The sequence below is a fragment of the Acinetobacter silvestris genome (assembly GCF_002135235.1).
GTDB lineage: Bacteria > Pseudomonadota > Gammaproteobacteria > Pseudomonadales > Moraxellaceae > Acinetobacter > Acinetobacter silvestris.
Map to the genome: position 1 here is coordinate 60,151 of NZ_NEGB01000002.1, position 24,363 is coordinate 84,513.

Consider the following 24,363-nt stretch of genomic DNA (forward strand, 5'->3'; position numbering starts at 1 on the left):
ATTGATAAAATTAGAGAGCTTAAATATGGCGAAAACAATACTCATTACGGGTGCCAATGCAGGCATCGGGCTACAAACGGCAGAAGATTTAATTAAAGAAGGTCATCACGTTATTTTGGCGTGTCGTAATCTTGAAAAAGCTCAACAAGCCAAATTACAACTAGAGTCAATGGGTACAGGACAAATTGATTTAATTCAACTCGATTTAAATAGTCTGAAGCAGGTCAACCGTGCATCGGATGAAATACTAAAAAAATATGCTGATTTAGATGTCATGATTAACAATGCAGGATTAATCTCAACTCACTTAGACTCAACTGAAGATGGTTTTGAAAAGCATTTCGGTGTGAATTACTTAGGGCATTTTCTATGGACTTTAAAACTTTTACCTTTACTTAAAAAATCGGAACAAGGACGCATTATTCACTTATCATCTATAGCGCATTGGGTCGGTAGCATACAGCCCCATAAATTTAAAGCAGAAAATAATACCAACTATCATACATTTAAAAGCTATGGCAGTAGTAAATTACAAAATCTATTATTCAGTAATTTACTCGCACAACAACTCCAAGGAAGTAACGTCACCAGTAATGCTCTACATCCTGGCGTTGTTGATTCTGAGCTGTACCGTCAATTACCTAAGCTTCAATATATGTTTGTCTCCTTAGTACTCATTCCACCCACCAAGCCAGCCAAACTGATTAAGCAAATGGCTTTAGATGCTACTTGGGCAAATAAAAATGGGCAATATGCCAGTGTCCAAACACCAGCAATGACCTCACCTAAAGCCAAAGATATGCAATTAGCACAAAAACTTTATGATTTATCTTATGATTTGGTTAAAGAATATTTGTAATACATCAAACATCCAAAGTTTAAAAAAAATTCACTGATGATGAACCCGTTGACAAAAATGTGTTCATCATCAAAGATTAAACAAGCCAATAAAAACATATGAGCATAATAATGACAGCACTCTCAACCGTATATCAACCTGATGTTCTAGGCACAGGCTATGAGCAAATGACCCTAAACTTTCCAGATGATTATGAAGGGAAAATCACTGCAACCTTAGTCCGAAAAAAAGCAACGCAGAAAACCCAAAAAGCAGTTTTATATATTCATGGATTTATTGATTATTTTTTTCAGACTGAAATGGCTGAAAAATTTAATCAGCAGGGATATGATTTTTATGCACTAGATTTACGTAAATATGGTCGTTCACATCTACCCCATCAAAAATTTTATAGTGTCCGAAAAATTAGTGAATATGATGCCGAAATTAACCAAGCTCTAGATATTATTGGCAATGAAGAGCATGACTCTGTATTACTCGCTGGTCACTCTACTGGTGGCTTAATTACAACCTTGTTTGTGGCGCATCATCCTGAACATCCTCTCATTAAAGCACTTTGGGTAAATAGCCCTTTTTATGACTTTAATATGCCTTTATGGAAGAAAAAACGGGCTCTGCCCAAATTAAGCGCTTTAGGAAAACACTGTCCAAATATCAGATTTCCAAGTGAACTAAATAAGTTTTACGTCCCTAGTCTGCACCAAAAATTCCATGGCGAATGGAACTTTAATTTGGATTGGAAACCCAATTCCTATCCCTTAGTTAACTTAAGTTTTGTTCATGCTATTTTTGAAGCACAAAAAGAAATTCATCAAGGTGCTCAAGTTTCAGTACCAACCTTGGTTATGCACTCTCATCAGACTACCTCTCCTAAAAAATGGAATAAAGATGCACAAAGCAGTGATGTCATTTTAGATGTTAAAGACATTAAAAAATATGCAAACAAATTACAAGGTGATGTCACTGTAATTACAATTAAAGATGGATTACACGATTTAGTGCTTTCTGCGCCACTTGTACGCCAAGATGTTTATACGAAACTATTTGATTGGTTGGAACAAAAAAAACTTTAATTTCAGCTTTTCTACTAGCTTACATCAGTGCTCATCTTTATATTTCATGAGCATTTGATGTGATGGATGGCCGATTGGTGTGAGCTCAATCAAACGCTCAACAGCATCAATCGCTTCTGGAAAGTGTGCAAGATGTTTTAGTAAAACATCCGTGTCGTGTGCTTTAAATATGGCTTCACTCAATCTTGATTCTAAACAGTCCCGCCAAGCACATAAAAATGGACTTTCCGTTTTAGATAAAAATACGCCTCTACACAGTTTTAACGCTGAGCCAGTATATCCAGCATCCAATGCGCTTTCTGCTTGTAAAAAATCAGCTTCGACATGCGCTAACAAGCGATAAGGTCGTGATCCAAGCATCCCCCCTAAAATGTCTCTTAACTGTGACATTTCTGCTTTTAAGGTACCGATACTGACTTTACGCTCACCATATAAAGCTTGGTGTAAATTCTCCAGATTCATTCCCTGTGGGCATAAAGCAAGAATCGTTAGAATTTCGATTTGTCGTGGCGTTAACACCACAATTTTTCCATTAAATAATACTTGTGGAACGGCAAAAGCACGGATAAATAAATGCTGTTGTTGATATTCAAGCAATGCAGATTGAATAATCGATGCACAGCGTTCAGCAGCCAACAACCCCAAACTATTATGATGATTCCATGTCGTCGATAAATCAATGACACCTAAAATTTGTTTAGAATAAGGATCAATGATTGGAGCCGCATAACAAACCCAATCATGAATGGAAGACATATAATGTTCATTAGAAAATACACAACTCGATTGTTGAGTTTTGAGAGATAGTGCTAAAGCATTAGTACCAACCAAGTCTTCACGCCACTGTCCTCCCTCAACAAAGTGGACGCGTTCAGCTGCATTGCGCATTTGCCCACTGGCTGCCGACCAAATAATTGTACTACCAATATCACCAACAGCCACGACCATTGAAGATTGTTCAGCAATATGCTTTAAATCCTTACCACAATGCTCAATCGCGATTTCTAAAGCACTTTTTCTAATGTGTTTTTGAGAAATTAAGGGAGCAGCTGCGCGATCTTCTGGAATCTCTGCTGAATTGGAACGTTGCCACGAACTAGCAATACTTTCCCCAAGTTGATCTGCATGCTTTAAAGAAATACTACTATTCTGCCTTAAAATTTCAATCTGATGACGCTTCTGCAATAACGCTTGTTTGTTCAACATAATCAACATTCCTTGGTCATCTATTTTAGTAACAAACGATCTACAGCTTATTATTGCTTATATACTATCCAATCTAGGATCAATGTAACTTATACCAAAGTGATAAGTCTCTGCAAAATTGTGACAATTTTACAATAGATAAAAAAGACCTCCAAAACTTATATTCTAACTGCAAGCTAGTTTAATTTTCCTCCAACCTTTCTCCAACCTTCGAGTTCTTATGCTCAAGGTATGATGTAAACCATGACTCCTTCTAGTCATATCTGCAGCATTCACAGTCAAATTTGATAAAAAATAAGTAAAGGGAAATTCTTATGCGTTATGTAGATCCAAATCAATCTGGTTCAAAAATTCAGTTTAAAGCCCAATATGAAAACTTTATTGGCGGACAATGGGTCGCGCCCGTTAAAGGAGAATACTTTGACAATATTTCTCCTGTCGATGGCAAAGTATTTACCAAAATTCCTCGTTCTTCTGCAGAAGACATTGAACTCGCACTCGATGCTGCACATAAAGCCAAAGAACAATGGAATAAATCTTCTCCTACCACACGTTCCAATATGCTGTTAAAAATTGCAGATCGTTTAGAAGCCAATTTAGAGCTTTTGGCTGTTGCAGAAACTTGGGATAATGGTAAACCTATACGTGAAACCTTAGCTGCGGATATTCCTTTAGCCATTGACCATTTCCGCTACTTTGCAGGCTGTATCCGTACGCAAGAAGGCGGCATTTCAGAAATTGATGAAGATACCATTGCTTACCATTTCCATGAGCCTTTAGGTGTTGTGGGGCAAATCATCCCGTGGAACTTCCCAATTCTGATGGCAACATGGAAACTTGCACCTGCATTGGCTGCTGGTAACTGTATCGTGTTAAAACCCGCTGAACAAACCCCTGCAAGTATTCTGGTCCTCGTTGAACTCATTCAAGACCTACTGCCTGCTGGCGTATTGAATATTGTGAATGGTTACGGTGTTGAAGTCGGTCGCCCTTTGGCAACCAATCCACGTATTGCTAAAATTGCATTTACTGGTTCAACCGCTGTTGGTCAGCAAATTATGCAATATGCGACTGAAAACATTATTCCAGTGACCTTAGAACTCGGTGGTAAATCTCCAAACATTTTCTTTGAAGATATTATGGATAAAGATGATGAATACTTAGATAAAGCACTGGAAGGTTTTGCCATGTTTGCCTTAAACCAAGGTGAAATTTGTACTTGCCCATCACGCGCACTGGTTCAAGAAAGTATTGCCGATAAATTCCTTGAAATGGCGGTTGAACGGGTAAAACGCATTAAGACCGGACATCCACTTGATACCGATACCATGATTGGTGCTCAGGCATCTCAAGAGCAACAAGAGAAGATTTTAGGTTGTATTGCAACAGGGCGTGCTGAAGGTGCTCAAGTGCTTACAGGTGGTAGTGACCGTCAGGAAGTGGGTCAAGGTTTCTATATTGAACCGACCATTTTTAAAGGCAATAACAGCATGAAAATTTTCCAAGAAGAAATCTTTGGTCCTGTGCTTTCTGTTGGGACATTCAAAGATTATGACGAAGCCATTAAAATTGCCAATGACACTATTTATGGTTTAGGTGCAGGAGTTTGGTCGCGCTCTACACATACTGCTTACCGTGCTGGACGTGCAATTCAGGCTGGGCGTGTATGGACGAACTGCTATCATATTTACCCTGCCCATGCAGCATTTGGTGGTTATAAAAAATCAGGAATAGGCCGTGAAAACCACAAAATGATGTTAGATCATTATCAACAAACCAAAAATTTATTGGTGAGCTACTCCACCAAAGCAATGGGCTTTTTCTAATTTATTGATTGTAGATTTAAATTTTAAAAAGCGAACTTTAGTTCGCTTTTTAATTATTCATAAATAGTAACGAATAATTAAAATAATGCTAAACATCATTCACTATTATTATTGCTAAAACTCTGTGGTGTCTTTCCTAAATGCCGCTTAAACATTGCACTAAATGCACTCGAATTGGTGTAATCCAATAAACTCGTGGTACTTGAAATAGAGTCGCCCTGTGCTAAATAACTCAGTGCCAACACAATAGGAGCGATCCCATGCCTTCTAAAAATCTAATTTAAAAATACTTTTTTGAATATCTGGAATTGCAGCATCAGTTTTAACTAAATTAACGGTTCCTACGGCCATTAAATACATAAAAATAGGTGCCGTAATCAGCAACCAAGATTTATCCAAGCCTTTGGGAAGTGTGTAACCTAATGGTTTATCGGTAAGAAATTAATCAAATAAGAATTGGACTTTTTTATATTGTTTTTCAACATCAGCACCATAATTTTTTAAATACTCATCAATCGATTCTTTATGTGCCTGAGAGTGCATCACTTCCTGATAGATAAATGTTTTGACATCCTTTTTTAATTTTTCATCTTGCACATACGGCAAAGCTTTATTAAAGATTCGGCAAAAGAAGTACTCTCCTCGCACGAGTGTAAAACTAAAATGGTTAATCGCATGACTGATCAAAGAATCTTGTAGAATCCAATGTAGTGGAGAGTTCCCCCAATCAAATTTTGAAGCAGCATTTATAAAATTATTCATTTTGCCTCTAAGATTTTATTAAGTTCTAAAAAAGAAACTCGATTAACATAATGAAATCACTAAATCATTGGCAATGCTTTTAGTCGAGTGACATCGAAGTTGACCTTAAATGATAGCTGTTTGGCTTAATGGGCATACGATTAAGAGAGGAAAATTGATTTAAAATGAAATTTAATACCGTAAACTTATTATTTTATTGTCTAAATGCTATCGCAACAAACTCCTTGACCATGATTCTTGTTCATCCAAAATTTTTAAATGCATGGCTGTGATGATGATCAATAATGGTTAAATTCGTGTAGCTTCGAATATCATCCAAGCATAATATTCGAAGCTGATTAACTCGTATTGGTCTAATCTTTCATAAACTTTAATGATTTAAAGCGAGTTCTACAAAGTGTAAATGGTCTACGCCCCAAAACATTTCATCATTTACAAACCACGTTGGTGCACCAAACACACCAAGCTCAATGGCTTGTTCTGTAATTGCTTTAAGTTGAGCTTTAACCTGTTCATCATTTAACCACGATTGAACTTGCTCACTTTCTAAGCCCAACTCACTGGTTAGCTGAATAAATTCTTGCTGATCATTTAAATTTCGTGGAACACGGAACATTGCATTAAATAAACCTGTCGTCACTTCCACAAATCGTTGTGGTTGATACAATTGAATCGCGGTGACTAAACGCATCAATGACAAAGTATTAATTGGAAAATAAGGGTTCATTTTCACTGGAATATCCCAAAATTTAGAACAGCGTTTTAAATCTAGCATGGAATATTTAGCTTTAGCAGGCACCATCAATGGACTACTATTTCCCGTGGCTTTAAATACCCCACCTAATAACATTGGTTTCCAAATAATTTCAGCTTGTTTTTCAGCTGCAATTTTTTGTATTTGATAAAAGCCTAAATAGCTATATGGGCTACCTAAATCAAAATAAAATTCGACTTGTTTCATTTTATGTCCCTATAGTTCCTAAAAGTTAGTTAATTTTAATAAGTAGGCTTTTACCATTTTTCCATCCATGGTCTTAAATCCAGCTCATGCGTCCATGCATCTCTGGGTTGTTGTGCCAGATGCCAGTAGTTTTCTGCAATGTGTTCTGGGTTTAAAATACCATCTTGCGATTTTTTGGCATAAATTTCAGGAAAAGTCGTCTCAATAAACTCAGTATCAATAGCACCATCAACGACAACATGCGCCACATGAATATTTTGTGGGCCTAATTCTCGTGCCATACTCTGCGCTAAAGCACGTAATGCATGTTTTGCTCCTGCAAATGCTGCAAAATATGCACTTCCACGTAATCCTGCTGTTGCGCCCGTAAAAATTATGGTGCCTCTTTGACGTGGAACCATTCTTTTTGCTACTTCACGACCAACTAAGAATGCACCAAAGCATGCCATTTCCCAAATTTTAAAATATTTTCGTGCCGTTTCTTCTAAAATACTACAAGGTACATTGGCACCAATATTAAAAACCATCACATCTATTTCACCAATGCTTGATTCAATCTCTTCAATCAGTTGAAGAACTTGTTCTTCTTTTCGTGCATCAGAACCAAAAGCATAGGCTTTGCCACCTTGCTGTTCAATCTCCTCAACTAAAGCTTGTAACTTATCAGCATTACGCCGCGTCATACAGGTGATATATCCACCTTGAGCAAAACGCTTAGCAATAGCACCGCCCGTTGCATCTCCAGCACCGATTATTAAGGCAACTTTATTCTGCATTTTTTGCGAATTCATATCTTGCAACTGATTTAAATCATTACTCATGTTATGTGTCCTTTATTACATAACCATCGTTATCATAACGAATACTATGTTATAATTTTTAACCAGTCAAATGGCTTTTTTGTGATTGAATCATGCGCTACAAATTAGGATATAAAGAAGAAAAACGTAAGCAATTACTCCATATTAGTGGGAAAATTGCCAAAAAAGAGGGTTTTAATACCACCGGTATTGATACTTTTATGAAAGCCGCAGATGTGACCAGTGGTGCTTTCTATTCGCATTTTTCTTCCAAACATGATTTGTTTAAAGCGCTCATTGCAGCCGAACTACATCAAAGTATTAGCATGTGGCACAACAACCCTCATATAGAACCAGAAGAATGGATTGATTTTGAAATTAATCGCTACCTTTCTCTTTCGCATGTACAAAGCGCAGAATATGGTTGCGTCCTCCCCGCACTCGCTACAGAAATTGCTCGATCCGATCTAGAAACGCAACAAGCGTATCAAGCTGAACTCATGAAAGGTCATCAAATTTTTGTTCAGCACTTGCATAGTGAAGAAAAAGCTTGGGGCGTGATGTGCCAATTGGTGGGTGCTATTTTAATGGCACGAAGTATCGCAGATGACGCTCTAAAAATAATGATTTTAGAATCGAGTAAAAAAAGTATTAAAGCGATGCTCAATTCCCAATAGAAGTGTTGTAAATTTCTATTTAAAACGACAAATTGTTTCAAGAGCAGCATTTTTCTTTTATTCATAGCCACTTTTAAGATACATTCATGCTGATCTAAAAATTAAACTTATCTGCCATGACCTCTTCAGACTCAAATTTCCCTAAAACAATTTACGCTATTCAACATCTTGCTTTTGAGGACCTCGGTTCACTTGAGGATATTTTTTATCAACTTGGCTATAGAGTTCGTTATTTTGAAGCTGGAATTGATGACCTCAGTCCAGCATTACAACACAAAGGTTTAACCATTATTTTAGGTGGCCCGATTGCTGTCTATGAAACTGAAGACTATCCATTTTTACTGGATGAAATTGATCTACTCAAACAACGATTAGCTCAAAAACTACCGACCATTGGAATCTGTTTAGGTGCTCAATTAATCGCACATGCCTTAGGTGCTAAAGTCTATGCCGGTCACAAAAAAGAAATCGGTTGGAGTACTTTAGACATTCGCTATGCAAATAATAACATCTTAGCACCTTTAGCTGATACACCCGTGTTACATTGGCATGGTGATACGTTTGACTTACCTGATGATGCTATTTTATTAGCGAGTTCGAAAATCTATAGTAATCAAGCATTCCAAGTCGGTGACAATATTTTAGCTTTACAATTCCATTTAGAAGTGGCTGCAAACAGTTTAGAAAAATGGTTAATTAGTCACACCTGTGAGTTGCGTAAGGCAAAAGTGAATATCAATGCATTACGTCAGGATAATCAACACTATGCTGAGGCACTTGAACATAAAGCTCATGAGATTATTCAACGGTTTATTTCAACATTAAATCAGTCAGCAAGCTAACTTAAAAATGCGGTTAATAACTTCACAGCAGATACAAATATTTCACCTGCAATATTAACCGCACTCTGATCACTTACATGTTAAAGATCATATTAAAAATAACTTTGGCTGATTTCGTATAGCAAGAACATGAATCAAACTAAAAAGTGACTCTGCGTAATTCACATTTCAGAAAAACCAATCATTCTATTGATACAAAAAGTGCTCATAATGAGTTTCATAGAGTGAAATTAAATAAACTATTTTAAGTATTGTAAATGATGATTTAACAATGAAATGAACGCTGTATTATGAGATTAAATATAATTTAAAATAAAGGATGACAAATCATTAGACCCATAAATTTAATTCTATTAAGTTTAGTTTTTACATCTTATAGCGCTCATGCCAGTTCAGAAGCCGCATGGAAGAAAAACGATCAGAATCTTAAAACTGCTTGTATTAAAGTGAGTCAGTTAAAAAATACAAAAGTTGTGAGTGATATTATCTCATTTGATGATCAAGTGGGCTATTCTGCTCTAGTATTAGAAGGAAACTATCCTCAAGCCCATATGAAAAATAAGCTTGGACGTGAATTATGTCTCTGGCAAAGAGCCAAACAAAAGGCTTTTATCGCTGAAGCAGACACACTGTTAAAATTGAAAAAATAAACTCATTATCTAAAAATAAAGCACTCTAAAGTGCTTTTTATTGATTAAAATGCATGAAAAGCTGATTGCCCAATTGCATAGACTAGAACTGTTAAAAATAGGTACATCATAACAAAAACACTAATATCAATAACTTTCATTATTTTTTCCATTTTTTGCTGTTCTTTTTTATACTATATTGGCTCAGATATTTCAATGTAAATAATTATCATTAATAACATAAACCTATAAACGAGCAGCCTACTCTAACGGCTGATAGCAATAGACAAATAATGCTATGCTAAAACTCACACCGATCAATTGAGGCAGAAAAATGAAAAAAAGATTAGGTATTGCAGTATTAGCCGCTTTAATAACCATGAGTATTCCGCCTGTATTTGCAAAACCACTAGAAAAACAAGTCATCTTAAAAAAAGGTACAAATAAAGCAAATTTGAAAGAAACATTCAAAGGATATGATGATGTCCAATATACTTTACGTGCAAAAAAAGGCCAGCTTTTAAAATTTAAAGTCTCTAGTAATGGAAACTTAGCTTATATAAATATTTTTGCGCCTGGAAATAAACCTGGAAATGCAGAAGCTATATTAATAGGCTCTACAGTCGGCTCAACTGGCAAAATAACTCTACCATCCAATGGGGAATATACCGTCCAAGTTTATCAAATGCGTAATAGCGCACGTCGTGATACGGTTGTTAATTTTAATCTAGATATACAAATTTTAAATAAAGCACCTTAAAATTGAATAACAACTAAATAATCAAACTAGCTGCACAAATAATATAGAAGCCATTATAGTGCGCTGAATGCCATAATGGCTTCAACTAAAATATTGATGCTTCGCGTAAAATTTCAAGCGCTTTACATCATGTGCTTTATCTACATTGCAGAAATTCTTCAGATGAAATTTTATATAAAACTGATCTCTAAATGATCATCATTTATTTAGTACAATCTTAGATCAATCCCAAATATATAAATTTTATAACCTGTTTCAACACGTTGATTTATTAATCATAAAACTCCACTACGAGTTTCTCAATCACGAGCAGCATTCATTAAAATACCAATTGTCTTATATCGTTATTTTTAAAATTTTATTATTTTGCATATTCTGTAATATGATAAAACAGCTTAGGTTTTATAGAAAAATAAAACCTAAGTTACTTTTAACATTATTTTTTTGGAACAGATGCTTCAGTTGTAATATTTACCGTAATTTTATCGCTAACATTCGGCACATAACTACCTAAACCAAATGCCGAACGGTTAAATGATGTGGTTGCATTAAAGCCAACTGTAGGTAAGCTGGTCATTGGATGAACTGCTTGTTGATTTAATACTGCATCTAAAACAACGGGTTGACTGACACCTTTAACAGTTAAGTTACCTGTAATTTTAAAATGTTTTTTATCTTTCGTTTCTACTTTAGTACTGTTAAAAGTAATGTTTGGGTATTTTTCCGCATCAAACCAAGCTTCTTTTTGGAACTCTTTATCCAATGCAGGAACGTTGGTATTTACACTGCTGATTGGGATAATCACATTCACTGAAGAGTTCGCAGGCTTTTCATTATCAACGTTAATTGTACCTTGAATATCAGTAAAGTTTGCTGAAGGTGTCGAAAAACCAAAGTGACTCCAAGAAAATACCGTTGCTGTATGTGTAGGATCAATTTGATACGCTACTGGTTTTGCCAAAGAGAATGTTGCTGCTGTCGCTACTGCCAAACCTAGAGTTAATGCTTTGAAATTCATGTTTTTATCTCGCTTAAGAATAGTGATCAGTGTATACCTCTGCCAGTTTAATTCACTGTTATCCATAAAACGATATGTTGCATTATTAGAACAATTCTATACCCAAGAGTTTCCATAACAATAAAAATAGTACATATCCTATTGATATCAATATATTTTACTAAGTTCAACCTATTAAGTTAGTCTAGCTTCCAATGCTATATTTATATTGTTAATACGGTTTTATACAAAAAGCCTACACTCAATGGATAATAAAAAAGGTTTTATAACTATAAATTTCAAACGTTAAGAAGATATTTATGATTCATAGCGCACAAGCTCAAAGTACCTCTACGCCCTATCGTATCACACTGACAGATCCATCAGGTCATACTTGGTATGTCGATGAACCCACAAGCAAAGGTGGACAAGATTCTGCACCCAATCCGATACAACTATTACTCTCTGCTTTAGGTGCATGTACTACAGTCACGTTACAGATGTATGCCGACCATAAAGAAATCAAGTTAACCCATGTACAAGTTGATTTAATGTTAAATCCAAATGGAGACCCTGAAGTTGGACAAAATATTATTGAAAGAAAAATTATTTTAAAAGGAAATTTTACTGAGGAGCAACATAAGCGCTTACTTAAAGTTGCAGAAAACTGCCCTGTACATAAGTTATTAACCTCAAATATTCACATAGATACAGTATTAAGCTTTTAAACTAATTCAGAAAACAAATAATCCAAATAAAAAAAAGCCCTCAATAGGGCTCTTTTTTATTTATATGACTTACAGTTTTTCAACCAATACACGGTCAATTTGCTTACGTCCGGTATGTGTTTCGCGATTCTGTCTACGGACTTTAATGACTTTTTCTTCATCTAAATCTTTTAACATCAACACGACAGCCATCATGGATTCAAGCGGGAGATCTTGCCCAATCCACTTCTGCTCACCCACTTCCATTAGGGTAATTTCATCACTAATCTGATTATAAAGGCTCATATTTTCCTCACTTATGGTGAATGAATACCATATTTAAATGCATACTCAATGAATGGCATCACTATATACCTATTCATAAAAACTGCCAGCGAAATATCACTAAAATACTCAATTAAGCTATGAAAAATTAAGTTTCAAGAAAATACTATCAATCACGAATATAATCTTCATCGTCACAGTCATGACTTTTATAATAAATATGAATCCTATACTCCACTTTGCTAATTTTCTTGATTTATTTTACTCCTTGTTATTTTTTTCTGAACAAGCAATTTTTCTCATTATTTTTCCAAAGCTAAAATGGATATAAAAAACGCCCCTTACGGAGCGTCTTCTAACAACTTAAAACTTTTGCTTAAGCTGTAATTTCTTTTACAGCAGCAACAACTGCTTCAGTGGTAATACCGAAGTGTTGGTATAAATCTTTTGCAGGTGCAGATTCGCCATATGTGGTCATACCAATTACACGACCATCAAGACCGACAAATTTCCACCAGTAATCGACATGCGCAGCTTCAACAGCAACACGTGCACGGATATTGGTAGGAAGAACTGCTTCACGGTAAGCCGCATCTTGTTTCACAAATTCTTCAGCGCATGGCATAGATACTACACGCACACCTTCAAATTGTGCATAAGCTTCCATTGCCAATGAAACTTCAGAGCCTGTTGCAATAATGATTGCTTTCAATTCGCCTTTTTCTTCAGCCAATACATAACCACCTTTCGCTACGTTCTCAATTTGAGCTTGAGTACGTGCTTGGAATGGTAAGTTTTGACGAGAGAAAATTAGCGCTGTAGGGCCTTCTGAACGTACAAGTGCAGATTTCCAAGAAATTGCAGCTTCAACGGTATCACATGGACGCCATGTATTTAAGTTTGGCGTACCACGCAAAGATGCAATTTGTTCTACAGGTTGATGTGTAGGACCATCTTCACCTAGACCAATTGAGTCATGGGTATACACATGAATCACACGTTGCTTCATTAATGCAGACATACGTACTGCATTACGTGCATATTCCATAAACATCAAGAATGTTGCTACGTAAGGAATGAAACCACCATGCAGTGCAACACCGTTTGCAATTGCAGTCATACCGAATTCACGCACACCGTAATGCACGTAGTTACCCGCAGGATTGTCCTGAACGCCGACACAACCTTTCCAAAGTGTCAGGTTAGAGCCAGCAAGGTCAGCAGAACCACCCAAAATTTCAGGAAGTAATGGACCAAAAGCTTGAAGTGCATTTTGGCTGGCTTTACGTGTTGCAATGGTTTCAGCTTTTGCATTCACTTCAGCAATATACGCATCTGCTTGAGCAACGAAATCCGCAGGTAAATCACCAGAGATACGACGTTTTAACTCAGTGGCTTCAGTTGGGTATTTTGCTGCATATGCTGCAAACACTTCATTCCAAGCAGCTTCAGATTTTGCACCTTTGTCTTTCGCATCCCACGCTGCATAGATATCAGCAGGAATAACAAATGCTTCTTCCGTCCAGCCTAAAGCTTGACGCGTTAATGCGATTTCGTCATTACCAAGTGGTGCACCGTGGCAATCTTCTTTACCTTGTTTATTTGGTGAACCTAAACCAATAATCGTTTTACAAATGATCAATGTTGGTTTTGCAGTTTCAGCTTTTGCTTCCAAAGTTGCAGCACGCAATGCATCAGCATCATGACCATCAACTTTAAGCACTTGCCAACCGTACGCGTGGAAACGTTGTTCTGTATCGTCAGAGAACCAACCTTCTACTTCACCATCAATTGAAATGCCGTTGTCATCATAGTAAGCAACAAGTTTGCCTAGACCTAAAGTCCCAGCCAATGAACATGCTTCGTGAGAAACACCTTCCATTAAGCAACCATCACCCAAGAAACAATACGTGAAATGGTCTACAACCTGAATGTCATCTTTATTGAATTGGGCTGCTAAAGTTTTCTCAGCAAGAGCAAAACCTACTGCATTTGCAATACCTTGACCTAAAGGACCAGTCGTTGTTTCAATACCTGGTGCATAACCTAGCTCTGGGTGACCCGGTGTTTTTGAATGTAACTGACGGAACGATTTAAGATCTGCAATTGAAAGATCATAACCTGTTAAATGCAATAAAGCATATTGAAGCATTGAGCCATGACCATTAGACAAAACAAAACGGTCGCGGTTCGCCCATTGTGGGTTGCTTGGATTGTGATTTAAAAAATCACGCCAAACGACATCAGCGATATCTGCCATCCCCATTGGAGCACCTGGGTGTCCAGAGTTTGCTTTTTGCACAGCATCCATTGCTAATACACGAATTGCATTGGCAATACGACGTTCATTCAGCGGGGTTGTCATAGATCAGAGTCCAATAAGGTTAAAATAAAGGAAGACGAATAAAATTTTTCAACTCAGGCATATTGTCTTAAAAAAAGTGAACGGGGTAAAGCCTTAACTTTATATTTATGCAAACAGGTTCTAAATTAATGAAAAATTGAACTGCTTTGCTCTAGAAGTGAGCATCGAAACAACTTATTAGCTCAATTGCCTATGATCATCTTCATTAGACTCATAGTCTATATAACTAAAATAAAGATAGAGCGTGTTTCTTATTGATCTGATTAAAGACTATTACCCTATACATTTTCCATGATTTAAAAAGAATTTGATTACTAACAAACAGAATAGCGTTGCATTTCAGTCTCATCATAATGAGTTTATTTCATCTTATTCATTTTTAAATGAAGCATTTATTGCATTGAAGTCGACTACCTGCAAATTTCTAGCATGACACATACTTAAGAAGCTATTTAGTACTGTATAGAAATAGTCACAAACTGCATAAATAGCAGACAAATCTTATTAAGTGGCTCATTTTTTCCTATTTATCAATTTTTTTGATGAGCATATCTATAAAAAAACCAATGAATTGAAATAAATTCATGCTTTTTGGTCAGGTTAAGCTAGTCCTAAAGTCGAACTCGATGTAACATACTGCGTCTTTTGAATAACTGTGATAGGACTTTCATGCGCGAGTACGCTGTTTTTACTTCGGAATCTGTAAGCGAAGGCCATCCAGATAAAATGGCTGACCAAATCAGTGACGCTATCTTGGATGCAATCTTAAAAGAAGACCCATATGCACGGGTTGCTTGTGAAACATTAGTAAAAACAGGCGCTGTAGTACTTGCAGGTGAAATCACCACTACTGCAAATATCGATTTTGAGGCTGTGGTTCGTCAAACCGTCAATGGCATTGGCTATCATCATTCCGACCTAGGTTTTGATGGTTCAACCTGTGCTGTCATTAATATGATTGGCAAACAATCTCCTGAGATTGCTCAGGGTGTTGACCGTCAAAAACCTGAAGATCAGGGCGCTGGTGACCAAGGCTTAATGTTTGGTTACGCAAGTCGTGAAACTGATGTGTTAATGCCTGCACCCATTTCTTATGCACACCGCTTAATGGAAAAACAAGCTGAGCTACGTCGTAATGGCAGCCTATCTTGGTTACGCCCAGATGCGAAAAGTCAGGTGACTTTTGCTTATGAAAATGGCATGCCAGTTCGTTTAGATGCTGTGGTACTTTCAACTCAACATGATCCTGAAATTAGCCAAATTGCGCTAAAAGAAGCAATTATTGAAGAGATTGTTAAAAAAGTTATTCCTGCGGAAATGTTCCATGCGGGTACAAAATTCCACATCAATCCAACAGGTATGTTTGTGATTGGCGGGCCTGTGGGTGACTGTGGTTTAACTGGTCGTAAAATTATTGTCGATACTTACGGTGGTATGGCGCGTCACGGCGGTGGTGCTTTCTCTGGTAAAGATCCATCGAAAGTAGATCGTTCTGCGGCCTATGCAGGTCGTTATGTAGCAAAAAATATCGTTGCTGCTGGTTTAGCTGATAAATGTGAAATTCAAGTATCCTATGCAATTGGTGTTGCAGAACCAACGTCTATTTCGATCAATACTTTTAATACAGCTAAAGTATCTGAAGAACTGATTATTCAATTAGTTCGTGAACACTTTGACTTACGTCCATACGGTATTACTCGTATGCTTGATCTAATTCAACCAATGTATAAGCAAACTGCTGCCTATGGCCACTTTGGCCGTGAAGGTACTGATCATGCATTTACATGGGAAAAAACAGATAAAGTTGAAGCGCTTAAAGCATCAGCAAATCTATAATTTTTCCTCAATAAAAAAGCTCGCTTAAAGCGAGCTTTTTTATTATTTCACAACATGATAAAAACTTAAAAAGCTTATATCCCTGCTCATTATTCTTCTTAGGTACGCTAGCATGGCCGTTATTCTACAAGTTGATTTTCCAAGTCAAGGACCATTTCAAGATGAAATGACTTTAGCATTTAAAACATTGGCTGAAAGTATTAATCAAGAAACGGGTATGTTATGGAAAATTTGGACTGAAAATAGTGAAACCAAAGAAGTTGGCGGCATCTATTTATTTGATACTCAAGAAAATGCACAAAAATATTTAAACATGCACACTGCGCGTTTAGAAGGTTTTGGTTTAAGCAGTATCCGTAGTAAAATTTTTGATATTAATAATCCATTATCAATCCTTAACCATGCCATATTTCTTCCAGAATAAGCTGTAAAATCTTGGTGTAGCTCTGTTAGCAACACACTAAGATGCAGTACCTGATGATTTACCATCCTGGTTTAATACATCTAACAACGTTGGCTGATTAGGTATTGTATCGACATGTTCTTGATTTAAATAAATATGAGCGGCTTTAAACACCACTACAACAACTAAACATGCCAACAGTCCAAAAATCCAATGTCCGTATGGACTCCGAATATGATGTGATCCACATCGGTCGCACTCTTTCTCTGCGGCACTCACAATCTTGTTACAACAGGCACAATGATATTGATATAGCATAGGTTATCTCCTATTTTCCTGCTCATTATTGTTTTTCTCAGTTACACCTTCATTACACATCATTATATTTAACATGTATTTTTATCTTAAAAAACTTGTTAGCAACATACAAGTACGCAAAACGTAGACTTTGTAAATATTTTCCATTTTTTAAATAATTAGTGATTGTTTTATCTAAATTTACAATTTTTATTATAATTTAAATTTGTAACTTAGCTTGTAAATTACAGTTAAAATAAGGCTGATAGATTCAGGAGTTTAAAAAATGGTACAGCTGATTAAAAAAGGTGGATTACGTGAACGTGCCAACCGTAGTCGTAAATATTTAGGTTCTGAAAATACAGAAACTACTCTTTTACCTAATCGCTATGAAAGTATCGTAAAAGAAGAAGAAAGCTCAACTAAGGTATCCACTACTCCAAAAATAAAATCAGATGATACTCAACACTAAGAATGCTCTCTTACATAACATTGATAGATATCACAAAAAATTGATCTTTTAAGCCTGACTATTATTTAATTTTAAGTTTGTATAAAAAAAGCTGAATCTTAGATTCAGCTTTGGATATTCCAATTCTTGATTTTACGACTTATTTACATCTTTTAATTCTATATGTTTACGATCAGGTTCAACTTCATGTGCTTCACCATCAATAATAGTGGAATCTCTATACTGACCACCGCCTTGTTGGTTTTGCATGTCTTGCATTTGTCGCATCAAATCTGCAAATGGATTTTGACCTTGTGCGCCTCCCATTCCAGACATATCTCCGCCCATCATACCACCCATCATTTTCTCCATCATGGCTTGCTGACGCTTCAGCATCGTCTGCATCATGATTTTTTTAAAAAGTCGCTGTACGGGTGGAATAAGAATCAAAACAGCGATCACATCTGTTAGCAATCCAGGGATGATAAATAATATACCTGCCAAAATTTTAGGTAGGTTATTGCTTAATTGTGGATCAGCACTCATTTGTCCCATTTGCATTTGCTGCATTTGAGGCATCAAACCTTTTGAATTCGAACGAATCAGCTTCAAACCAATAAAGAAAGCCACTATAAACCAGAAGAAGACATACCACATGCTTCCGACAAGATCACCCACCCCGATCCATACGAATATTTCGAGTACCAAGACAATTAAAACACCAAGAGCTAATTTCATGAAAATTAATCTAATCTCATATGAATAAATAAATTACGGTGGTCATTCGCTTAATCTCTATCAAGCTTTTTCCATACCTTTATGTAACAATATGGGCATTATTTTATTTTTAAAGTGCGGCATGTCATTAATTATTGGTATCGATCCAGGTTCACGTCTCACCGGTTATGGAATCATTGAAAAAGATGGTCAAAAATTAACTTTCGTAGATGCAGGAACAATACGTACCGAAACCACTGAAATGCCCGAACGCTTGAAAAGAATTTTTGCCGGTGTAGAACGCATTGTCAAATATCATGGACCCACTGAAGCTGCCGTTGAACAAGTTTTTATGGCACAGAACCCAGACTCAGCTTTGAAATTAGGGCAAGCACGTGGCGCTGCCATTGCCGCCCTAGTGAATTTAGATCTACAAGTTGCTGAATATACTGCACGGCAAATTAAACAAGCCGTTGTCGGTTATGGCGCTGCGGATAAAGATCAAGTCCAAATGATGGTGATGAGACTCTTAAATTTAAGTATTAAACCACAGCAAGATGCTGCCGATGCTTTAGCCGCGGCAATTTGTCACGCACATGCTTCAGGCAGTATGAGTAAATTAGCGGTACTCAATGCACTGGGGGGCATGGCACGTGGCCGTAGTCGTAATAGCACCAGACGACGCTAACCGTTTATTTTAAATAAGCTGCCGTATCTTTTTTTAACTCTCGAATAGAGGGTTGCTTTGGGTACGTTGCAATCAACATTTTTCCTGAATTACGCAAATTCTTTTGTTGATTTGGATCAATCCGAATCAACACTAATTCTTCATCAATCCTTTGATTTGGAATTTCTTTGCAAAGAATAATATTATGATTTCGCTCAACAATTTTATATGTTGGAAATGCTTTTTGCAGTGCATCTTTTAAGGATAATTTCTCAGACTTCGATTTACCTTCCTTTTGCGTATAAATAACCATGGCAATACTGGCAATAAAAACCATGACGACAATTAAATACTTATCCATTTAGCTCTTCTTCCTTATTTAAATGAATTATTTTGTAATATTAAAATGGCTTTATTCATCCCAAATAATCCTGCTCGACCGTATGATTCACCACATAATAAACAGCTTCATTCATATGCTGCGCCTGTAACCCCCACAAACCTTTTTCAGCTAAGTAATCTCCAGCTAAAGCATGTAAAGTGACGATCTCATGCAATTGAATTATATTATGGAGTTGAGCCTTTAAACTAGCGATCATCCCCGCCAATACATCACCCATTCCGCCTGTACCCATACCGGCATTTCCCGCAGTACAAATCCATAATTCATCTTGCAGAATTAAACTACCAGCGCCTTTCAGTACCCACTGCCCTGCGTATTTCTGCTGTAATTGCTGAACTGCATCTATGCGATCAGATTCAATGTCTTTAACTGTACAATTTAAGAGTTTTGCAGCTTCACCCGGATGTGGTGTGGCGTAAACATTTGATCGTAATTGAATAGGATTTAAAGCCAAAAACCATAAGGCATCTGCATCTAAGACAACCTCTAAACGCTCAGATGCATTAACTTGAGGAAACCATTTAAAAAATTGCTGTTCAGACCAAGTATCTCGCCCTAATCCCATCCCAAAACAAACAGCATCGACTTGACCGAGTAACGCTTGAATATCCATGCTATTTAACGCATTAATATCTCGAATCATAATATTAGGTGATCGTGCCAAAATCGCTGTGTGATGCTTTGCATGGCAAACAATCGTAACTTTACCTGCACCCGCACTAAAGGCAGATTCAGCCGACATCATCACTGCACCACCCATATCCGCATGACCACCTACCACCAAAACATGACCATAACTACCTTTATGACCAAATGCTTGACGCTGAGGAAGCTGAATTTGTGTAGATGATAATTGGGCGATCGGTTTTAATTTTTGATCTTTCGGAATAAGTGATACTACGTCAACCTGTCCTGAATACTCCTTACCTTGGCCTGTAAATAAACCCGCTTTTAACCCCAATATCGTAAAGGTTCGATCAGCCCGAATTGCACAAGGTAAAGGCTGACCAGTATTGGCATTTAAACCACTTGGAAGATCAATCGAAATTTTTAAGCCTGATTGATGATTATAATTTTGAATAATCGCTTGCCATATTTCATTTAAATCACGATTTAGTCCAATTCCAAATAAAGCATCAATCTGACAATCGAACGATTGTGTCATATTAAAATTTTGGTGAATGAGGACTTCATTCTGCTGTGCATATTCCACGGCACGTTTTAAAACTGTAGAGTGTCCAATTGCACTTGCAAAGATCTCAACCTGATAGCCGCATTGCTTTAAATAACTCGCGATACAATAGCCATCCCCTGCATTATTGCCTGCGCCACACCAAACAGCGATTCTTATTTTACTTATATGCGAGGAGGATTTAAGCTGAAATTCCGACTTAAATAATCTATCTAGACGCTGTGCAATCGACCAAGCAACTTGTTGCATCAACCCATAAGCACTATTTTGTTCGGAGAACCAGCGTTGCTCCCATGCTTGAATATCTCGACTATGATAAACTTGCTGATGCATTATTCTTCCCTATCTAGTTATTTATGACGGCAATCACATCTTCACCTCATATTCCTTTGCAACAATTTGATCCTGAAGGATTAAAAACTTGGATTAAAGCACAAGCTTTGGAACTAGGCTTTGCTGATTGTGTCATTGCCAAACCAGATGCTCAAGCAGAATTACCCCGATTCAAAGAGTATTTAAAACGTGGCTATCATGGTGACATGAAATTTTTGGAAGAAAATTTAGAAAAACGTGCCGATCCAACCTTACTTGTTCCAGGAACAAAAAGCATTATTTGTGTGCGTATGAATTATTTGGTTGAAACACCTAAACCACGTTATGTACCAGATGAACCCAATGCTGCCATTATTGCCCGATATGCTCGTGGGCGTGATTATCATAAAACTATGCGCGGTCGTTTAAAAACATTAGCGACCAAAATCCGAGAAAAAGTGGGTGATTTTGAATCACGCCCATTTGCCGATTCCGCACCCATTTTTGAAAAATCGTTAGCTGAAAATGCAGGCATGGGATGGACAGGCAAACATACATTACTGATTCATAAAAAATCTGGCTCTTTTTTTGTATTGGGTGAGTTATTCACTTCTTTAGATTTACCTTTTGATTCACCTGCAACTGCACATTGTGGCTCTTGCACAGCCTGTATAGATATTTGCCCAACTCAAGCGATTGTTGAGCCCTATATGCTTGATGCACGAAAATGTATCGCCTATTTAACCATTGAATACCAAGGCATCATTCCCGAAGAATTACGTCGCGGTATTGGTAATCGGGTCTTTGGCTGTGATGACTGTCAACTGATTTGCCCATGGAACAGTTTTGCGAAAAAGGCAACGATTGATGACTTTAATCCACGACATGGTTTAGATGAAGTCAGTCTATTGGATTTATGGCTTTGGGATGAAGCGACCTTTTTAAGGTGTACTGAAGGAAGTCCATTACGACGTACAGGATTTCAAAGTTTTAAACGCAATATCGCGATTGGCTTAGGCAATGCGCCATTTTCTGAACAAATCGTCTTGGCATTGCAAACAAAAAATGAGCAACATGATGATATTGTGCAAGTCCATATTGACTGGGCTATTCAAGAACAATTGACTAAAAAATCATAAACTTTGCAAGAAACTGACCATTTTAAATTTTTATTTTAAAATTCGCACGTTCTTCGCAAAATTTATCAAATATTGATTTTATAGTCACGAAGATTCAGCAATATATTTTTTATTAAAAATAACTTTGTCAGTAATTTCCAGCAAATACAGTCTAGTTTGTAACTAAATCTAAAATTCTATTTTTCTATAACATTCACCAAAACCATAGAGATAATTCATTTATTTTGAACTTTTTTACCCTTTTATCCTGTTTTAAATCAGGTATGATCGAACTAATGTTGAAAATAAATGGATAAATCATGCAAGTACGCAACGATTGGGCACGTGAAGAAATTCAGGCTTTATATGAACAGCCTTTTTTGGATTTGGTTTTTGAAGCACAACGTGTGCATCGTGAGCATTTTGAAGCCAATATGATTCAGGTCAGTACACTACTTTCAATTAAAACAGGCAAATGCCCTGAAGACTGTAAATACTGTTCACAATCGGTACATTATGATTCTAAGCTGGAAGCTGAAAAGCGTATTGCTGTTGATAAAGTGATTAGTGAAGCCAAAGAAGCGCTTGAATCAGGTTCTTCACGTTTTTGTATGGGTGCGGCTTGGCGTAATCCACATGAGCGCGATATGCCTTATGTCTTAGAAATGGTACGTGAAGTTAAAGCCTTAGGTTTAGAAACCTGTATGACTTTAGGCATGCTGAACGAATCACAAGCAGGTCGCTTACATGAAGCGGGTTTGGATTACTACAACCATAACCTAGATACTTCTCGCGAATATTATTCTCATATTATCAGCACGCGTACTTTTGATGACCGCCTAAATACACTGGATCATGTGCGTAATGCAGGAATGAAAGTCTGTAGCGGTGGTATTGTAGGTTTAGGCGAAAACCGCAATGATCGTATTGGCTTATTGCAAGAACTCTCTACATTACCAGTTCACCCTGAATCTGTACCAATCAATATGTTGGTTCCTATTGAAGGCACACCACTTGCAGAGGTTGAGAAATTAGATGTAACTGAATGGATTCGTACCATTGCGGTAGCGCGTATTATTATGCCACTCAGCTATATTCGTCTTTCAGCAGGTCGTGAAGCATTAACGGATTCAGATCAAGCCTTGGCATTTATGGCGGGTGCTAACTCACTATTTTCGGGTGAAAAACTACTCACGACTCCGAATGCCGGTGAAGGTAAAGATAAGCAATTATTTAACAAACTTGGATTAAAGGCTGAAAAAGCCAAAGCTACAGCAGCCGAACTTTCGGTCAATGCCATGGCGACTTAATTCAATAATAGTGATGTAGATAACCACAAAGGCTGAGTGCTAAATAAATTCTCTACAAATCTGCTCCTACGGGTGATGATAAAAATATCACCCGTAGTTGCCGCAATATATAAATAAAGTTAATGTTATTCATTCAGCAATAGGCATATTGAGTTAATTTTAAGATCATTAAAAAATTAAATTGTCTCAGTATTTTCTAAACAGATTATAAGGAGGTAATTAAAATGCCATATTGTGCATTTAAAAACATTCCAACTCGAATAATATCTGTGCCATTCGCATGATGGACTTTTAACTGTTGTTTGAAAGCATCATATTCAAAAGAATCAAAACAGTCTTGATGCTGACACAACCAAGTTAATGTATCTGATAAATGATTATCTACAATATAGGTTTCAGCTTTAAAATTTTTAGACATAGTAAATTAATACATACACTGAGAATGCATATATTTTAACTTAAATAGAAGTAAATAAAAGTACGATTATAATTTAACAAATATTTCAATATCATCATATTATAGTATTAATATCCCTATAATATGATGATATGCCGAATAAGATATTTAATAGAATTAATGATGAATACCGCACTTACGGCATTCTTTGACCAAAACTAAATTTTCCCCTATTTCATATTCAAAAGCGTGGATACACAATAATTTTTTAATTATTTGAAGCATTATACTCTCCTATATTTTGTTCAACTTGCTTCATGAGATATTTCATCCTGAAATATCTATGTCCTTATGATGACACTAGAATATATTTAGCATATTCCCGAGAATATTCAAGTAATATTTTCAAGTCGGCTAGATCATGATCTGTGCAAGCCATTCAAAATATATTGATATCACTGCTTTTACTCAAAACTATGATTTTTTAAATATTTATTATTAAATACAACAC

Annotated in this window: 26 protein-coding genes and 1 pseudogene; 14 read left to right on the plus strand and 13 right to left on the minus strand. The window is 36.6% G+C overall.

Annotated elements, in window-relative coordinates; genetic code table 11:
- Window positions 1–25: 25 nt before the first annotated feature.
- On the plus strand, window positions 26–859 hold the full coding sequence (locus B9T28_RS03730; RefSeq protein WP_086202625.1) for an SDR family NAD(P)-dependent oxidoreductase: 834 nt from the start codon (window positions 26–28) through the stop codon (window positions 857–859).
- A gap of 110 nt (window positions 860–969) precedes the next feature.
- Window positions 970–1,932, plus strand: a complete 963-nt coding sequence (locus B9T28_RS03735) for an alpha/beta hydrolase (protein WP_086202626.1) — start codon at window positions 970–972, stop codon at window positions 1,930–1,932.
- 24 nt (window positions 1,933–1,956) lie between these two features.
- Here the strand turns inward: B9T28_RS03735 and B9T28_RS03740 are convergent, their stop codons facing one another.
- Entirely contained in the window at window positions 1,957–3,138 is a 1,182-nt protein-coding gene (locus tag B9T28_RS03740) for a sigma-54-dependent transcriptional regulator family protein (RefSeq protein ID WP_086202627.1), read from the minus strand.
- Window positions 3,139–3,452: 314 nt separating this feature from the next.
- Here B9T28_RS03740 and exaC point away from each other — a divergent pair, with 314 nt between their 5' ends.
- On the plus strand, window positions 3,453–4,964 hold the full coding sequence (gene exaC, locus B9T28_RS03745; RefSeq protein WP_086202628.1) for an acetaldehyde dehydrogenase ExaC: 1,512 nt from the start codon (window positions 3,453–3,455) through the stop codon (window positions 4,962–4,964).
- 95 nt (window positions 4,965–5,059) lie between these two features.
- On the opposite strand, the pseudogene B9T28_RS03750 reads toward exaC, so the two are convergent.
- The 4 genes and pseudogenes from B9T28_RS03750 to B9T28_RS03765 all read right to left on the minus strand — a co-directional run.
- Window positions 5,060–5,212 (minus strand): annotated as a pseudogene (locus B9T28_RS03750) (AraC family transcriptional regulator); the annotation flags it as partial.
- Between the two features lie 193 nt (window positions 5,213–5,405).
- The gene (locus B9T28_RS03755) at window positions 5,406–5,726 is read right to left on the minus strand and encodes a metal-dependent hydrolase (RefSeq protein ID WP_434057115.1); all 321 of its coding nucleotides are present in this window, start codon (window positions 5,724–5,726) and stop codon (window positions 5,406–5,408) included.
- A 370-nt stretch (window positions 5,727–6,096) separates the two neighbouring features.
- The gene (locus B9T28_RS03760) at window positions 6,097–6,687 is read right to left on the minus strand and encodes a 2-hydroxychromene-2-carboxylate isomerase (protein ID WP_086202629.1); all 591 of its coding nucleotides are present in this window, start codon (window positions 6,685–6,687) and stop codon (window positions 6,097–6,099) included.
- Window positions 6,688–6,737: 50 nt separating this feature from the next.
- Window positions 6,738–7,508 carry an SDR family oxidoreductase gene (locus tag B9T28_RS03765; RefSeq protein WP_434057116.1) on the minus strand — a complete coding sequence of 257 codons (771 nt, stop codon included), beginning with the start codon at window positions 7,506–7,508 and terminating at the stop codon, window positions 6,738–6,740.
- Between the two features lie 92 nt (window positions 7,509–7,600).
- Here B9T28_RS03765 and B9T28_RS03770 point away from each other — a divergent pair, with 92 nt between their 5' ends.
- From B9T28_RS03770 to B9T28_RS03785, 4 genes are all read left to right on the plus strand, one after another.
- Entirely contained in the window at window positions 7,601–8,164 is a 564-nt protein-coding gene (locus B9T28_RS03770; protein ID WP_086202630.1) for a TetR/AcrR family transcriptional regulator, read from the plus strand.
- Window positions 8,165–8,280: 116 nt separating this feature from the next.
- Entirely contained in the window at window positions 8,281–9,006 is a 726-nt protein-coding gene (locus B9T28_RS03775) for a glutamine amidotransferase (protein WP_086202631.1), read from the plus strand.
- Between the two features lie 326 nt (window positions 9,007–9,332).
- The gene (locus B9T28_RS03780; RefSeq protein WP_434057118.1) at window positions 9,333–9,656 is read left to right on the plus strand and encodes a hypothetical protein; all 324 of its coding nucleotides are present in this window, start codon (window positions 9,333–9,335) and stop codon (window positions 9,654–9,656) included.
- 313 nt (window positions 9,657–9,969) lie between these two features.
- Window positions 9,970–10,395: a PPC domain-containing protein gene (locus B9T28_RS03785; protein ID WP_086202633.1), complete on the plus strand. Its 426-nt coding sequence runs from the start codon at window positions 9,970–9,972 to the stop codon at window positions 10,393–10,395.
- Between the two features lie 436 nt (window positions 10,396–10,831).
- Here the strand turns inward: B9T28_RS03785 and B9T28_RS03790 are convergent, their stop codons facing one another.
- Complete coding sequence (locus tag B9T28_RS03790; RefSeq protein WP_086202634.1) at window positions 10,832–11,413, minus strand: YceI family protein; 582 nt, start codon at window positions 11,411–11,413, stop codon at window positions 10,832–10,834.
- Between the two features lie 299 nt (window positions 11,414–11,712).
- Between B9T28_RS03790 and B9T28_RS03795 the strand changes: the two genes are divergently transcribed.
- Window positions 11,713–12,120: an OsmC family protein gene (locus tag B9T28_RS03795; RefSeq protein ID WP_086202635.1), complete on the plus strand. Its 408-nt coding sequence runs from the start codon at window positions 11,713–11,715 to the stop codon at window positions 12,118–12,120.
- A 69-nt stretch (window positions 12,121–12,189) separates the two neighbouring features.
- Here B9T28_RS03795 and B9T28_RS03800 read toward each other — a convergent pair whose 3' ends face one another.
- Window positions 12,190–12,405, minus strand: a complete 216-nt coding sequence (locus B9T28_RS03800; protein ID WP_086202636.1) for a hypothetical protein — start codon at window positions 12,403–12,405, stop codon at window positions 12,190–12,192.
- Between the two features lie 355 nt (window positions 12,406–12,760).
- Entirely contained in the window at window positions 12,761–14,749 is a 1,989-nt protein-coding gene (gene tkt / locus B9T28_RS03805; RefSeq protein ID WP_086202637.1) for a transketolase, read from the minus strand.
- Between the two features lie 669 nt (window positions 14,750–15,418).
- Between tkt and metK the strand changes: the two genes are divergently transcribed.
- Both metK and B9T28_RS03815 read left to right on the plus strand, forming a co-directional pair.
- Entirely contained in the window at window positions 15,419–16,585 is a 1,167-nt protein-coding gene (gene metK, locus B9T28_RS03810) for a methionine adenosyltransferase (RefSeq protein WP_086202638.1), read from the plus strand.
- 112 nt (window positions 16,586–16,697) lie between these two features.
- Complete coding sequence (locus B9T28_RS03815) at window positions 16,698–17,009, plus strand: monooxygenase (RefSeq protein WP_086202639.1); 312 nt, start codon at window positions 16,698–16,700, stop codon at window positions 17,007–17,009.
- Between the two features lie 36 nt (window positions 17,010–17,045).
- Here the strand turns inward: B9T28_RS03815 and B9T28_RS03820 are convergent, their stop codons facing one another.
- Window positions 17,046–17,306, minus strand: coding sequence for a hypothetical protein (locus B9T28_RS03820; RefSeq protein ID WP_086202640.1), 261 nt, complete (start codon window positions 17,304–17,306; stop codon window positions 17,046–17,048).
- A 265-nt stretch (window positions 17,307–17,571) separates the two neighbouring features.
- On the opposite strand from B9T28_RS03820, the gene B9T28_RS03825 reads away from it, so the two are divergent.
- Window positions 17,572–17,757, plus strand: coding sequence for a hypothetical protein (locus B9T28_RS03825; protein WP_086202641.1), 186 nt, complete (start codon window positions 17,572–17,574; stop codon window positions 17,755–17,757).
- 132 nt (window positions 17,758–17,889) lie between these two features.
- On the opposite strand, the gene B9T28_RS03830 is transcribed toward B9T28_RS03825, so the two are convergent.
- Window positions 17,890–18,474 (minus strand): FxsA family protein, encoded by a 585-nt coding sequence (locus B9T28_RS03830; protein ID WP_086202642.1) that lies wholly within the window; start codon window positions 18,472–18,474, stop codon window positions 17,890–17,892.
- 121 nt (window positions 18,475–18,595) lie between these two features.
- Between B9T28_RS03830 and ruvC the strand changes: the two genes are divergently transcribed.
- Complete coding sequence (ruvC, locus tag B9T28_RS03835; RefSeq protein ID WP_086203032.1) at window positions 18,596–19,141, plus strand: crossover junction endodeoxyribonuclease RuvC; 546 nt, start codon at window positions 18,596–18,598, stop codon at window positions 19,139–19,141.
- A gap of 4 nt (window positions 19,142–19,145) precedes the next feature.
- Here the strand turns inward: ruvC and B9T28_RS03840 are convergent, their stop codons facing one another.
- Window positions 19,146–19,481, minus strand: coding sequence for a hypothetical protein (locus B9T28_RS03840; RefSeq protein ID WP_086202643.1), 336 nt, complete (start codon window positions 19,479–19,481; stop codon window positions 19,146–19,148).
- 55 nt (window positions 19,482–19,536) lie between these two features.
- Window positions 19,537–21,048, minus strand: coding sequence for an NAD(P)H-hydrate dehydratase (locus B9T28_RS03845; protein ID WP_086202644.1), 1,512 nt, complete (start codon window positions 21,046–21,048; stop codon window positions 19,537–19,539).
- Window positions 21,049–21,071: 23 nt separating this feature from the next.
- Here B9T28_RS03845 and queG point away from each other — a divergent pair, with 23 nt between their 5' ends.
- A complete protein-coding gene (gene queG, locus B9T28_RS03850; RefSeq protein WP_086202645.1) occupies window positions 21,072–22,166 on the plus strand; it encodes a tRNA epoxyqueuosine(34) reductase QueG in 1,095 nt (364 codons plus the stop codon).
- Window positions 22,167–22,465: 299 nt separating this feature from the next.
- Window positions 22,466–23,455 carry a biotin synthase BioB gene (bioB, locus tag B9T28_RS03855; protein ID WP_086202646.1) on the plus strand — a complete coding sequence of 330 codons (990 nt, stop codon included), beginning with the start codon at window positions 22,466–22,468 and terminating at the stop codon, window positions 23,453–23,455.
- 205 nt (window positions 23,456–23,660) lie between these two features.
- Here bioB and B9T28_RS03860 read toward each other — a convergent pair whose 3' ends face one another.
- A complete protein-coding gene (locus tag B9T28_RS03860; protein ID WP_086202647.1) occupies window positions 23,661–23,873 on the minus strand; it encodes a hypothetical protein in 213 nt (70 codons plus the stop codon).
- Window positions 23,874–24,363: the final 490 nt, after the last annotated feature.